Origin of the sequence: Haloferula chungangensis (genome assembly GCF_042664875.1) — a bacterium.
GTDB classification, from domain to species: Bacteria; Verrucomicrobiota; Verrucomicrobiia; order Verrucomicrobiales; family Akkermansiaceae; genus Haloferula; species Haloferula chungangensis.
In genome coordinates this window covers 78,520-90,908 of record NZ_JBHTBS010000001.1, presented here as the reverse complement: position 1 = coordinate 90,908, position 12,389 = coordinate 78,520, and the positions used below count along the sequence as shown (strand labels likewise).

The 12,389-nt window shown below is 57.8% G+C and carries 14 protein-coding genes; 9 read left to right on the top strand and 5 right to left on the bottom strand.

The window, feature by feature from the left end; genetic code table 11:
• Positions 1–44 precede the first annotated feature (44 nt).
• From ACFQY0_RS00380 to ACFQY0_RS00360, 5 genes are all read left to right on the top strand, one after another.
• Positions 45–698, top strand: a complete 654-nt coding sequence (locus ACFQY0_RS00380; protein WP_379707903.1) for a 3-keto-disaccharide hydrolase — start codon at positions 45–47, stop codon at positions 696–698.
• Between the two features lie 185 nt (positions 699–883).
• Positions 884–1,699, top strand: coding sequence for a sugar phosphate isomerase/epimerase family protein (locus tag ACFQY0_RS00375; RefSeq protein ID WP_379707901.1), 816 nt, complete (start codon positions 884–886; stop codon positions 1,697–1,699).
• A gap of 23 nt (positions 1,700–1,722) precedes the next feature.
• The gene (locus ACFQY0_RS00370) at positions 1,723–3,351 is read left to right on the top strand and encodes a divalent metal cation transporter (protein WP_379707899.1); all 1,629 of its coding nucleotides are present in this window, start codon (positions 1,723–1,725) and stop codon (positions 3,349–3,351) included.
• 36 nt (positions 3,352–3,387) lie between these two features.
• Entirely contained in the window at positions 3,388–4,431 is a 1,044-nt protein-coding gene (locus ACFQY0_RS00365; protein ID WP_379707896.1) for a Gfo/Idh/MocA family protein, read from the top strand.
• A 55-nt stretch (positions 4,432–4,486) separates the two neighbouring features.
• Entirely contained in the window at positions 4,487–5,362 is an 876-nt protein-coding gene (locus ACFQY0_RS00360) for a sugar phosphate isomerase/epimerase family protein (RefSeq protein WP_379707894.1), read from the top strand.
• A gap of 35 nt (positions 5,363–5,397) precedes the next feature.
• Here the strand turns inward: ACFQY0_RS00360 and ACFQY0_RS00355 are convergent, their stop codons facing one another.
• A complete protein-coding gene (locus tag ACFQY0_RS00355; protein ID WP_379707892.1) occupies positions 5,398–6,558 on the bottom strand; it encodes a hypothetical protein in 1,161 nt (386 codons plus the stop codon).
• A gap of 435 nt (positions 6,559–6,993) precedes the next feature.
• Between ACFQY0_RS00355 and ACFQY0_RS00350 the strand changes: the two genes are divergently transcribed.
• The 3 genes from ACFQY0_RS00350 to ACFQY0_RS00340 all read left to right on the top strand — a co-directional run bounded on the left by ACFQY0_RS00350 (position 6,994) and on the right by ACFQY0_RS00340 (position 9,148).
• A complete protein-coding gene (locus ACFQY0_RS00350; RefSeq protein WP_379707890.1) occupies positions 6,994–7,665 on the top strand; it encodes a hypothetical protein in 672 nt (223 codons plus the stop codon).
• A gap of 224 nt (positions 7,666–7,889) precedes the next feature.
• Positions 7,890–8,399, top strand: coding sequence for a hypothetical protein (locus ACFQY0_RS00345; protein ID WP_379707888.1), 510 nt, complete (start codon positions 7,890–7,892; stop codon positions 8,397–8,399).
• Complete coding sequence (locus ACFQY0_RS00340; protein ID WP_379707886.1) at positions 8,396–9,148, top strand: hypothetical protein; 753 nt, start codon at positions 8,396–8,398, stop codon at positions 9,146–9,148. Before ACFQY0_RS00345 ends, ACFQY0_RS00340 begins: the two co-directional genes overlap by 4 nt.
• Before the next feature lie 46 nt (positions 9,149–9,194).
• On the opposite strand, the gene hpt is transcribed toward ACFQY0_RS00340, so the two are convergent.
• Together hpt and ACFQY0_RS00330 are read right to left on the bottom strand one after the other, a co-directional pair.
• Entirely contained in the window at positions 9,195–9,728 is a 534-nt protein-coding gene (hpt, locus tag ACFQY0_RS00335; RefSeq protein ID WP_379707884.1) for a hypoxanthine phosphoribosyltransferase, read from the bottom strand.
• Positions 9,728–10,072, bottom strand: a complete 345-nt coding sequence (locus ACFQY0_RS00330) for a septum formation initiator family protein (protein WP_379707882.1) — start codon at positions 10,070–10,072, stop codon at positions 9,728–9,730. The genes hpt and ACFQY0_RS00330 overlap by 1 nt, the downstream gene beginning before the upstream one ends.
• A gap of 478 nt (positions 10,073–10,550) precedes the next feature.
• On the opposite strand from ACFQY0_RS00330, the gene ACFQY0_RS00325 reads away from it, so the two are divergent.
• Entirely contained in the window at positions 10,551–11,537 is a 987-nt protein-coding gene (locus ACFQY0_RS00325; RefSeq protein ID WP_379707880.1) for a malate dehydrogenase, read from the top strand.
• Between the two features lie 34 nt (positions 11,538–11,571).
• Here the strand turns inward: ACFQY0_RS00325 and ACFQY0_RS00320 are convergent, their stop codons facing one another.
• Both ACFQY0_RS00320 and ACFQY0_RS00315 read right to left on the bottom strand, forming a co-directional pair.
• Positions 11,572–11,973, bottom strand: coding sequence for a type II toxin-antitoxin system VapC family toxin (locus ACFQY0_RS00320; protein WP_379707877.1), 402 nt, complete (start codon positions 11,971–11,973; stop codon positions 11,572–11,574).
• Between the two features lie 5 nt (positions 11,974–11,978).
• The gene (locus tag ACFQY0_RS00315) at positions 11,979–12,260 is read right to left on the bottom strand and encodes an Arc family DNA-binding protein (RefSeq protein ID WP_379707875.1); all 282 of its coding nucleotides are present in this window, start codon (positions 12,258–12,260) and stop codon (positions 11,979–11,981) included.
• Between the last annotated feature and the right edge of the window lie 129 nt (positions 12,261–12,389).

The window sequence follows — 12,389 nt, the reverse complement described above, 5'->3', positions numbered from 1 at the left end:
CGTAATATTCCCCGAAATCCTCAGTAGTAGGTTCTCACTGATCCATGAAAGCTACACTCGCACTTCTCGCCCTTGCCCTCACCTTGCCAGCCATGGCGATCGAGGAGGGATTCACCGCGCTCTTCAATGGCAAGGACCTCAGCGGCTGGAAAAAGGTTAATGGCAACGGCCAATACAAGATCGAAGGCGACGCGATCGTCGGTTTCGGCAAAGACATCAAAGGCAACACCTTCCTGCGCACCGAAAAGACCTACAAGGATTTCGACTTCCGCTTTGAGATGAAGTTCGACGACCTTTCCGGCAATTCAGGCATGATGTTCCGTGGCCTACAAAAGCCGGGAGAGAATGGTCGGGTCTACGGCTACCAGTGCGAGCACGACAATCGCAACGAGCGCTCATGGACAGCCGGGCTCTACGACGAAGCCCGCCGCGGCTGGCTCCAACCGGATCGGAAGGACAAGGAGGCGAGCGCTGCTTTCACCAAACAAGGTCAGAAGATTTTCAAGCCCGACGATTGGAACGAGATTCGGATCGTCTGCAAAGGAAAGCAGATCCAGATCTGGCTGAATGGCGAAGCGCGCGTCGATTTCACCGACGACAACCCTGAATTCACTCCCCAAGGCTTCTTCGCCCTCCAGGTTCACGGCGGAAAGTCCTGCAACGTCCGCTGGAGAAACCTGCGGATCCGGGAGCTTTAAGCAAGGCCACGAGGCGGGAAGATCTGCCTACCGCTTCCCTGAGGATTCGACTTCCTGTTTGTCGCCTTCAAAGGACGTGTCCCGAGTAGCGAAAACTGGCTACAACTCTGATCTTGCCGCCGCTTGACAGACTGATTGGATAACGACGCTCCCCGGAGGGGCAAGTTCACTTCCCTTCTCGCTTCATGCGCTTCGCCATCTGCAACGAAACCTACGGGAGCATTCCGCTCGCCGATTCCGCCAAACTCGCCGCCAAACACGGCTACACCGGCCTGGAAATCGCCCCTTTCACCCTCGCCTCCGACATTTCGTCGATCTCTCCGGCAGAGGCCAAATCGCTCGGAGCTCAGGTCACCGATGCCGGGCTCGAAGTCGTCGGCCTTCACTGGCTTTTTGCCAAAACCGAAGGCTACCACCTCACCAGCCCTGACGAGTCCATCCAGCAGGCGACCCGGGACTACGCTTGCCGCCTTGCCGACCTCTGCCACAACCTCGGCGGAACGATCATGGTTTGGGGTAGTCCCCAACAGCGCTCGCTCGATGCCGACTGGCCCTATGAAGAAGCCTTCGAGCGGGCCGTCGAAACCATGCGGGTCGCGGCGGAACATTGCGGGGAGCTTGGCATCACCATCGCGGTCGAACCGTTAGGAAGCGTCGAAACCAATTTCCTGACCACTGCAGCGGAGACGATCCGACTCTGCAAAGCGGTCGATCACCCGTCCTGCAAGCTCCACCTCGACGTCAAAGCCATGAGCTACGAGGATGACGCAATTGCCGACATCATCCAAGCCAGCAAGGATTGGACCGCGCATTTCCACGCCAACGATCCGAACCTTTACGGACCGGGTATGGGTAAGATTGAGTATCGCCCAATCGTAGATGCCCTGCGTGAAACGAACTACGACGGCTGGGTCAGCGTCGAAGTTTTCAAATATGACCCGACTCCTGACAGCATTGCTTGCACGAGCCGTGAGAACCTTCGCAAGTTCTTCGGCGAGTAGACGACCCATTTAAAAAATCCAACATGACTCCTGAACGCGAAAATCAACTCGTTGATGAAGCCCAGACCAAGGGCACCCTCGGCAAAGCCGCCATCTACGCCCGTCTATCTGGTCCCGGCTGGATGCAAGGAGCCATCACCCTGGGCGGCGGTTCTCTCGCTGGCGCCCTCTACCTCGGTGTGATCGCCGGCTTCGGCCTGATGTGGCTCCAGCCACTGGCAATGATCTGCGGCATCATCATGCTCGCCGCGATTGCCTATGTCACGCTAACCACCGAGCAGCGTCCATTCGGCGCGATCAACCAGCACCTCTCGCCACTCCTTGGCTGGGCCTGGCTCATTGCCACCATCATGGCCAACATCGTTTGGTGCATGCCCCAGTTCAATCTCGCCAGCGCCGCGGTCCAACAGAATCTCCTGCCAGGCATTGGCGACGGCAACCTGACGACGATCGTCATTTGCATCATCCTCTTCTGCATCGGGTTCGGCATCAACGTCCTCTACGAATCCGAAGGACGAGGCGTCGGGATCTTCGATATGATCATCAAGGTCATGGTCGGTCTCATCGTGCTTTCCTTCTTCGCCGTCGTCATCACCCTTTCCACCAGTGGCGCCATCGACTGGGGCAAAATCTTCGCCGGCCTGATTCCTGACCCATCGTTGCTCTTCAAGCCTGCAGCAGGCTTTAGCGAACTCATCGCCGCCTCCTCCGATCCCGCCTGGTGGACTAACAAGATCGTCAACGACCAGCGCGACATCATCATCACGGCCTTCGGCACCGCGGTGGGCATCAACATGACCTGGCTGCTCCCCTACTCACTGCTCAAGAAGCGCTGGGGTAAGAAGCACCGCGGTCTCGCGATCTTCGACCTTTCGATCGGTCTTTTCATTCCCTTCTTCCTCGCCACCTCCTGCGTTGTCATCGCCGCTGCTTCCCAGTTCCACACCAGCACCAAGGACGTGCTCGATGCGCAAGGGAACCCCTTCCCTAAAACCGAAGCGGCCTACACCAAGACCATTGCCGGTTTCGAAAGCCGCCCCGAGGCTCAGGCGACGAACGCGCAGGACAAGGAACTCGCCGCCATGCTCGTGAGCCGCGACAACTTCCAGCTCGCGACCACCCTCGAACCTCTCGCGGGCAAAGTCGTTTCCCAGAAAATCTTCGGCTTCGGCGTCCTCGGCATGGCGGTTTCCACCATCATCATCTTGATGCTGATGAACGGCCTCGCATTCCAGGAACTGCTGGGAGCCCCCGGAAGCAAGTCAGCCCACTTCCTCGGCTGCGCCGTCTCCGGGCTGATGGGCGCTGCGGGTCCCTTCATCTGGACAGGTGAGGCGAAGGCCGCCTTTGCCATCCCAACATCCGTCATCGGCGGGTCCCTGATCCCCATCGCCTACTTCACCTTCTTCCTGCTCATGAATTCGAAGAAAGTGCTCGGTGACCATCGTCCGACAGGTGGAAAGAGAATTCTCTGGAACACGCTCATGGCCACCGCCACCGGCATCGCCACCTTCGGTTCCGTGTGGGTTCTCAAAAGCAAAGCCAACTTCGACTCGTGGCACGGGATGATCCCTGCCGCCGGCCTTGCCATCCTCGTCATCCTCTTCGTCGTCGGCACCCTCTCGTTCCTCAAGAACGAACGCCGCGCCTAACAACACACCCCAGCCCTCCTCTCCTACCTTTAAGTTATGAAATTCGGAATCATCGGTGCCGGCATGATCGGCCACTTTCACGCCAAAGCCATCACCGCCATGACCGGTGGCGAACTCCACTCGGTCTTCGACCTCCGCGCTGAAGCCGCAGAGAAACTCGCCAGCGAATACGGCGCCAAAGCCTACTCGGACATGGCGGAGTTCCTTGCCGACCCCGAGCTTGAAATTGTGACCGTCGGCACCCCATCCGGTGCCCACCTCGAGCCATCGCTTGCCGCCCTCAACGCCGGCAAGCACGTGATCTGTGAGAAGCCGCTCGAAATCACCACCGAGCGCATCGATCAACTCATCGCCGCTGCGGAAAAGAACGGCAAGACCATCGCCGCCGTGCTCAACCGCCGCTTCCACCCCGGCATGACCGCTTTCAAGAAAGCCGTCGACGAAGGCCGCTTCGGTAAGCTCACTTCGGCATCCGCCTACGTGAAATGGTACCGCGATCAAGCCTACTACGATTCCGCCGGATGGCGTGGCACCTGGGCTCTCGATGGCGGTGGCGCACTGATGAACCAGTCGATCCACACCGTCGATGCCCTGCTCCACCTCGCCGGCCCCGTGAAGTCCGTTCAGGCCAACACCGCCTGCCTCGCTCACGAACGCATCGAGGTGGAGGACATCGTGGTGGCCATTGTCGAATTCGAAAGCGGCGCCCGCGGTGTCATCGAATGCTCGACCTGCACCTGGTCGAAGGACGGTCACCCCGCCCGCGTCCAACTCTCCGGCACCGAAGGCTCGGTCTTCCTTGCTGACGAGGCCTTCGAGATCTGGGACTTCATGGAGGAGAAGCCGGAAGACGCCGAAATCAAGAGCACCCTCATGAAAGGTCAGGAAGCCGGACTCGGCGCCAACGACCCCAGCGCCATCAACTTCTATCAGCACCAGCGCAACTTCGAAGAAGTCGTCAACGCCATCAACGAAGGCCGCGAACCGACGACCTCATCCGCGGAAGCCCGCAAGCCTGTCGCCGTGATCCAAGCGATCTACGAATCCGCCCAGAACGACGGCAAGAAGATCATCCTTTAATCCTGACCTCATCCGCCTTGGCGCTTTCGCGTCGAGGCGTTTCAATTTTTTCATCATGAAACTCACCGGATTCGCCGACGAAGCTTCTCGCGACCTCGACAAACAAATCGCCGCCACCAAGGACATCGGTTGGAGCGCCATCTCCGCCCGCATGGTCGGCGACAAGAACCTCCACGAAGTCCCCGAAGCCGAGTTCAACGACATCGCCGACCGCCTCGATGCCGCCGGCATCATCGTCCCCGAGTTCGGTTCCTTGATCGGCAACTGGGCAAAGAAGATCGACTCTGATTTCGACATCACGCTCGCCGAAATCGAGCGCGCCATCCCGCGCATGAAGCGCCTCAACACCCAGTTGATCCGCATCATGTCCTACGCCCAGAATCCATGGGGCGAAGACCAGCAGGAAGCCGAGCGCTTCCGCCGCCTGCGCGAAATCGTCAATCGTTTTTCCGATGCCGGCCTCACCGCCATCCACGAGAACTGCATGAACTGGGGCGGCTTCTCCGCCGAACACACCCTGCGCCTCGTTGAGGAAGTCCCCGGCCTCAAGCTCGTCTTTGATACCGGCAACCCCGTCTTCCAAAAGGATCGCTCGAAACCGAATGCCGACGGCAGTTTCCCCTGGCAGGATCCCTTCGAGTTCTGGGAAAAGGTCCGTGAGCACGTCGCCCACATTCACATCAAGGACTGCATCAACCCTGTCTCCGACGATGTCGAGCCCGCCTACACCATGCCCGGTGACGGACAGGCCAAACTCGTCGAGATCCTAACAGATGCGAAGTCACATGGCTACGACGGCTGGATCGCCATCGAACCCCACGTTGCCACCGTCTTCCACGCCGCCGATCCGACCGCGGTCGATCGGCAGCAGTGCTACGACTCCTACGTCGAATACGGGAAGCGCTTCGAAAAGCTCCTGGCAGGCGTCTAACAAGCACGCCTCTTTGGTCCCCGAAGCGCTCGGAATCAGGGCTCAATCGTTGTGACGAATCGCAGAAAACCTCGCTCCCCTGCGGGGAAGCCAAAGCGGGGAGCACCGGTTTGTCCGAGATCGAGCGAGTCCGCACCATCGAGGTAATATTCCGCCGGGAGTTGCGACCAACTTTCCTTCTCCATCGTGGTGGAATACTCGACCGACATCGGATTCATGAGCCCGCTGTCCGGAAGCGCGATCTGAACGGCAGGCCCTGTCGCCAAGACCTCCGTCGTGATCGGGAGCGCCGTCGCTGACGCCGGGAGATCGAGAGCGAAGAGGATGCCATAGGCAATCCCAGCCTCGTTGCTGTCCTCTGGGTCGGGATAGCTGAGATCATTATCGATCGACCATTGCCCATACGCCGTGGGAATAGTGAAGAGATAGGAGTTGGCAGTAAAGGTCCCCACTTCCGTTTCGTTGATCACAAGATCCAAACCTGGAATCGATCCGGGCAAGGTCGTGGGGTCACTTTCATCCATCTCAACCGTCAGGACTGCCAACGCCGACCGATAGTAGAGATTACTGGAAACCACCGAAATCGAAGGCGTGTAGGTCCCTTTCATCCGCAGATACTCCGGACGGACGGCATAGTTCACCGGAACCGGAGGCTGGGCGATTCCCGTAACGGCCCGAGCCGTCACCAGGTTGCCTGCATAGGCATAGCGGACATGCTCCGAATTATCCAAGGCTCCCGATGGGGTGATGGACCCGCTGGGAACCAGAGTTTGGGGCCGGAAAATGATATTCTGGCCCACGGTATGAAGCGGCTCACGGAGAATGTAAGTCAGTGCGTAGTTAAAGCCGGGAACCGGGTAATTGACGTAGGTCAATATCTCGAGTTTGTAGTTCTGAACCGGAGGGAGCGGAACCGGCGGTGGTATCTCGACCTCCGGCCTCGTATAGATTTCGAAATAGCTCTGAGGGTTGTCATTGGCAAAAGTGAAGGACGAGAACTCGAGCGTCTCGGAATCGAAGGTATAAGTCGCAACGACCTGCCCACTGTACTCGTTGACCGCGGTATCGGCGGCCGTACTCGGAAAGGGCATCGCAAGACCGTAGGTCGTGAGACTCGACTGGGTGACGACGAATGGATCGTTCCTTGTGATCAACTCCGCTCCGCCCGAGTTGATCAGAGCAATACTCAAGGACATGGGGAATATGCGGGAGCGAATCATGAGAAATAAGAGTCCAAAGGTGCTGGCTACCACCTGAATCGGTGCTTGCGAGGAATCAGACTTTCCCGAAAGCGCAAAACCCTAGCAACTTTCGGTCGGCGGATCAAACGCATCTGTCCGACCGCCACCCATAACATCGCGCGCTCCCCTCTTCCGCCTACCGGCTCCGGCCGACCCCATCGTCCTCCGCCTCTCCGCTATTGTCTCATCGATCCTGGAACTCGCTCGCCAAGACACTTGGAGAAGCTTAGAACCATGCTTCTACAAGCCATGCCAGCCACTTGGGACGGACTTCACCTGCAGGAATCACCACCCGACTCAGCCCTCTTTGTCGATCAGGACGATGTCTCCGTCTTCCCGCTCAAGAAGCACTCCCTTTAGCGTCGCCAAAGCGTGAGACCATGAACTAACATGCCGATCATGCGGCGTATCGCGATTGTTTCCTTTCTACTCTGTCTCCCGGCCCAGGCCGGCATGACCGTCATCACTCTGACCGATGCCGCCAAGGCGCGGCTCGACGTCCTCTCTTTCTTCATCGTCGCCTACCTGCTGTTAGGACTCGCGGTCAAAGGCCTATGGAACTCACTCGCCAAGAGCTCCGAGAAGATGCCGCGCCTCAACTATCGTCGCGCCCTCGCCCTGCTTCTCCTTTCCGGGCTCTTCCTCTACGTCATTCTCACCATGATTTCCGGTGCTCGGGAGCTGCTCACTCCGGGGGCATGGGAAAAGCAGGGAGTCGGCTACCGCCTTCGAGAGGCCAGCGACACCTTCGAGACCAAGGAGCAACGTCACCAGCGACTCAGCAAACTCCGCGACGCCATCTGGTCGCACGCCGAAGCCCATCAGGGCAAGCCACCGAGCGGTCCCTTCAGTGGTGAAGTCCCGCTATCCAGTTGGCGTCTTTCCGACGGTAACTTCTACGCCTACCTCAAGCCGGAAACCATTGGAACCGGCCATGAAGTTCTGATCTACGAACCCGCCTCCTCCGGCCCCCGCCGATTCATTCTCTTTACCGACGGCTCCATCGAGGATTGGGCTGAAGGGAAACTGAACTCCGAGCTCAAGAAGCGATGGGAGAGGTAAAGTCAGCACCCGCGAAGAAACGCCGATCCCTTCCTCTTGGCTGGATTTCGATCGGGGTTCTGTTCCTTCTCGCCGTCCTCCAGGGAACACTTTGGTGGACTCTTGTCTTAGCGTATAATCTCGCCACCGGCTGGTTTCGCCATCTCATCAACGTCATACCTGCGCTAAATTTCGAGATCGGAACCATACTCCTTTCACTATGCGCTGCGGCCGTCGCGATCGCCATGCTTCAGCGGTTTATCAGAATCACCTTCAACCCCTCCTGGACTCTGCGCCGTACCCTCCTATCAAGTGGCATCTTCCTGACCCTAACCGCCGCCGCCGTCGCGATGACGGGCATCATCCACGAGCTTGCTTGGCTTTCCCGTGCTCCAATGATCACCAATCGCGGCAAGAATGTGAGGCGGACCGAAGCCATCAACAATGGAAAGCAGATCTACTACGCCATGATCGAAATGGCAAGTGAAGGGCTTCATCCCAGCTCGCTCGAAGAGATTATCGAATTTCTCGACTACCGAGGAGACATGTTCACCTATCTCCCATCTCACGCCAGCTACGCGCGGGAACCCTTCCTGCTCCTTCACCCGGGAAAAGACATCACGAGCATGCAGCCCGAAACCCCCATCATTGCGGCACTTGGAGTCGATGGCAGCCGCTGCATCCTCGTCCTGGCAGATGGCTCCGTAGAAGTCTCGCGCTACAAAGACATCGAAAATCTCCTCCCAGCAAAATGAAGGTCTTTCTGCGTGTCCTCAAGATCCTTGCCATCGGGCTCATAACCGCCCTCGGACTCCTCTATCTATTCGTCTCAACCGGTGGCTCAATCACAGATGCAGCAGGTCACCTCGTCGCAGGATGGGCGTTCTTCCTATCACGGAACATCAAATCACTGGCTCTTGATCCGGAGATTGTCGTCAGCGGACTGGTCGCGGGAATTGTCAGCCTGTTCCTTCTTCACCTTCTCGGACGCTGGCTAGCGAGCCACTTCCAGCGCCACTGGTCGATCAAGTCGTCCCTCTCGATCTTTGGATTCATCGTCGTCCTGTTTGCGACTTCATTTCTGGTTCCTGGATTTATTACGGTCAGCAAACTCCTGTTTTCCGAACCGATGACCAGCCGCTCGAGAAGCAGTCTCGACCACCTCTATCGGGATCAGCTTCGCACCCTCTACTTTCTATTGTTAGAGACAGAAGGAATCGAAGAAGGCCAACCAGCGCCCACAGACCTTGACCCATTGATCGCGTCAAGCCGCTTGGGAAGCTCCAGACCGTTCACCGACGGCTTCGCAAACTCAGGATTCCTCTACCTTGCCGCAGGACACCCGCCCTACGACCACCCGGATTTCCCTCTATTCGTCTCGCCCGAGTATTCGACACGAGGAAAGACGGTCCGGTGCATCATCTACTGCGACTTCCGCACCGAAACCATCGACGCCAAACAGTACGAAAGACTCCTCAAGCGAGTCGTAGCCATTCGTCGATAGTCCCAGAAGTCCGAGGAAGAATGAGCGCTCGGAATCAGGGCAAAAACTAAATCGCCTCCTTCTTCAGCGTGCCGATGTACGGCAGATTGCGGTAGCGGCCTTTGTAATCGAGACCGTAGCCAACTACGAACTCATCACCGATCGCGAAGCCGACGTAATCGGCATCGACCTGTTCAGCGAGTTCCTTGTCCTTCTTCAAAAGCACCCCGGTTTTCACCTCGCAGGCGCCTTCTTCTAACAGTCGATCCACGACCGCCCGCAAGGTCCGTCCGGTGTCCAGAATATCATCCAGAACGAGCACCTTCCGCCCCTTGATGTCCGGAAGTTTCCGATCCAGAAAGTCGACCTTGCCGCTGCTTTCCGTGCCGCCGTGGTAGCTTGCCACGTTGAGGCATTCGATTTCCAGCATGCGTGGAATGCGGCGCAGAAGATCAGCGGCAAACACGAAGGCTCCTTTCAAGAGCACGATCACGACCATCACCTCGCCGGGGAAATCGTGGCGGATCTCAAGTGCCATCGCATCAAGCCGCTTTTCAATCACCGCTTCCGCGATCAGCACCTGCTCGACATCGGCCTCCATCAGCGATTCCTCTCGATTCGGAAAATTTTCTCTCCCTCCTTGTAGAGCGGCAGACGGTCTCGGGCGTGAATCTCCAAGTACTCCGGGTCTTCCCGCAGGGCCTCGTAGGCCGCCTGCTTGTCCTCCTTGAGCGCCATCACCTCCCTTTCTCGAGAAATGATGTTGGTAAACTCGAGCTCCTTTTCCTCCAGCTTCCGTTTCTGAGGAAGTGCCGTGGCTACCGCCACCATCCCGAGCGATAGGCCGAAAAGACACAAAATCACTCCGTTGCAGAACCGGATCACCCGAGTCTGCGCTTGCAGACGGGTGACCTTGGAACTGGTTTTCTTTCGGAGCTTCGGCACGTGTGACGGTTCATTAACAAATCCGAAGAAATATCGGAACAAAAAATTCAAACTCCTCGCGCCAGGGCGATCGAGCCAGGGAAGGAATTGGACCAGGATGACTGGGATGGAATGGGATCAAGGCAACGAAATTCAACGATCTTGAAAATGCTCCTCATGGTTGAATCTCAATTCTATCCTGACGCCGGGGCATCGGCACCAAAACCTTACCCACCCCTTCCACCTTGGTCCGAAAAATCAAGATGGGACCGATTTCCCCGCTAGCTTGATCGACTTGCTCCTCGCGCAAGTCAGAACTTCACGGCCTGGAGCTGTCACACCGGAAAGTCGGAAGCCCGATGGACATGTCGAACAGGCCGGCGCGAGCGTTTCCTCGCAGATTATCCACAAGTCGCCGCATCGATTGAGTGACGCTCCGTCAGCCATTGACCGGCGCGAGTTGAATCGCTTAGGTGGTCCTGCAATTAAGCATCTCAACATGAAGGACCCTATTACCGTCTCCATCACTGGTGCCGCTGGCCAAATCGGCTACGCCCTCCTCTTCCGCATTGCTTCCGGCGCCGTCTTCGGCCCCGACCAACCCGTCAATCTCCGTCTGATCGAAATCGAACCCGCCCTCCCAGCCCTCGATGGCGTGGTGATGGAGCTCGACGATTGTGCTTTCCCAACCCTCAACAGCATCACACCGACCGCCGACCTCGCGGAAGGATTCAAGGATGCCGACTGGGCTCTGCTTGTCGGATCCGTGCCTCGCAAAGCCGGCATGGAACGCAACGATCTTCTCAACATCAACGGTGGCATCTTCACCGGCCAGGGCCAGGCCATTGCCGCCAACGCCAAGCCAAGCTGCCGCACCCTCGTGGTCGGCAACCCATGCAACACCAATGCTCTGATCGCCATGTCAAACGCTGCGGGAATGCCCAGCAACCAGTTCTTCGCGATGACCCGCCTCGACGAGAACCGTGCCAAGAGCCAGCTTGCCGCGAAGGCCGGCGTGCATCACTCGAAAGTCACCAACCTCTGCATCTGGGGCAATCACTCCGCCACCCAGTATCCCGATTTCACGAATGCCAAGATCGACGGCAAGCCTGTCACCGAGGTCATCACCGATCGTGAGTGGCTTGAAGGCGAGTTCATCTCTACCGTGCAGCAGCGCGGTGCCGCCATCATCAAGGCACGCGGCGCATCCTCCGCTGCCTCAGCAGCCAATGCCGCCATCGACACCGTGATCAGCCTGATCAATCCGACACCTGAAGGCGACTGGCACTCCGTGGCCGTCTGCTCGGATGGTTCCTACGGGATCGAAAAAGGCATCATGGCCTCCATGCCGATCCGCACCAATGCCGATGGCACCTGGGAAGTGGTTCAGGGCGTTCCCGTCGATGCCTTCAGCCAAGGCAAGATCGACGCCACCATCGCCGAACTCGTCGGCGAGCGCGATGCGGTCAAGGATCTGATCCCGTGAGGAATCAGCCTGATAGAATGGCAAGCTCGCCAGTCTAACCGCGAATCCAATCCTCAATCTCAACACCGGGAATGCGAGCCAAGTGCTTCGTATTCCCGGTGACTATTTTCAGGTCCAAGGCTCGGGAGATGCTTCCGATCCAGAGATCCGCATCAGGAATCAAACGACCTTCCGCCTTCAGCATCGCTTTGAAGATGCCGAAAAATTGCGCCCCCTGCCGACCGATCGGCATTACCCTTAGCGTTTTCAGAAACTCGTCGACCCGCCTTTTGTTTCCGGCTGGATCCGCCGACTTCGCCGCGCCAAAGTAAAGCTCACTCGCGGTGATTTCCGTTGTCAGCACCTCGGCATAGACTCCACGACGCCGACGGATTACCTCTTCATTCCCGCGAAGAATGTTCACGCAGGTATCCGTATCTAACAAGTAGCCGCTCATTGTGATCAGAAGCTCACATCCCGACCACTTGAGCGCTCGGCATAGAGTGCCGCGATCTCATCCGCTGCGGACTCATCCGGCACCCAGCCTCCACCAATGCGCGTCCAGGCATCCGCTTGAATCGACGCCTCTTCCCGAAGTGCCGATTCACCACCCCCCTCATTCTCGAGGCTCTTTGTCAGTCGATAAAGGATTTCGCCACTCAAACTCCGGTGATTTCGGCTCGCTCGGCTCTTCAACTCCTTCACCAGTTCCGCTGGCACAGACTTCAACGTGATCGCACTCATTGCTAAAAGCTGCCATTTTTACACCATTTTGCAATCCTTTTACAAGCCCCGACACCTGCCGCCGCAATGCGGAGACACTTGAATTTTTCTCAAATCCAGCTCGGAGAACACTTTTCACCGGCCTCATTC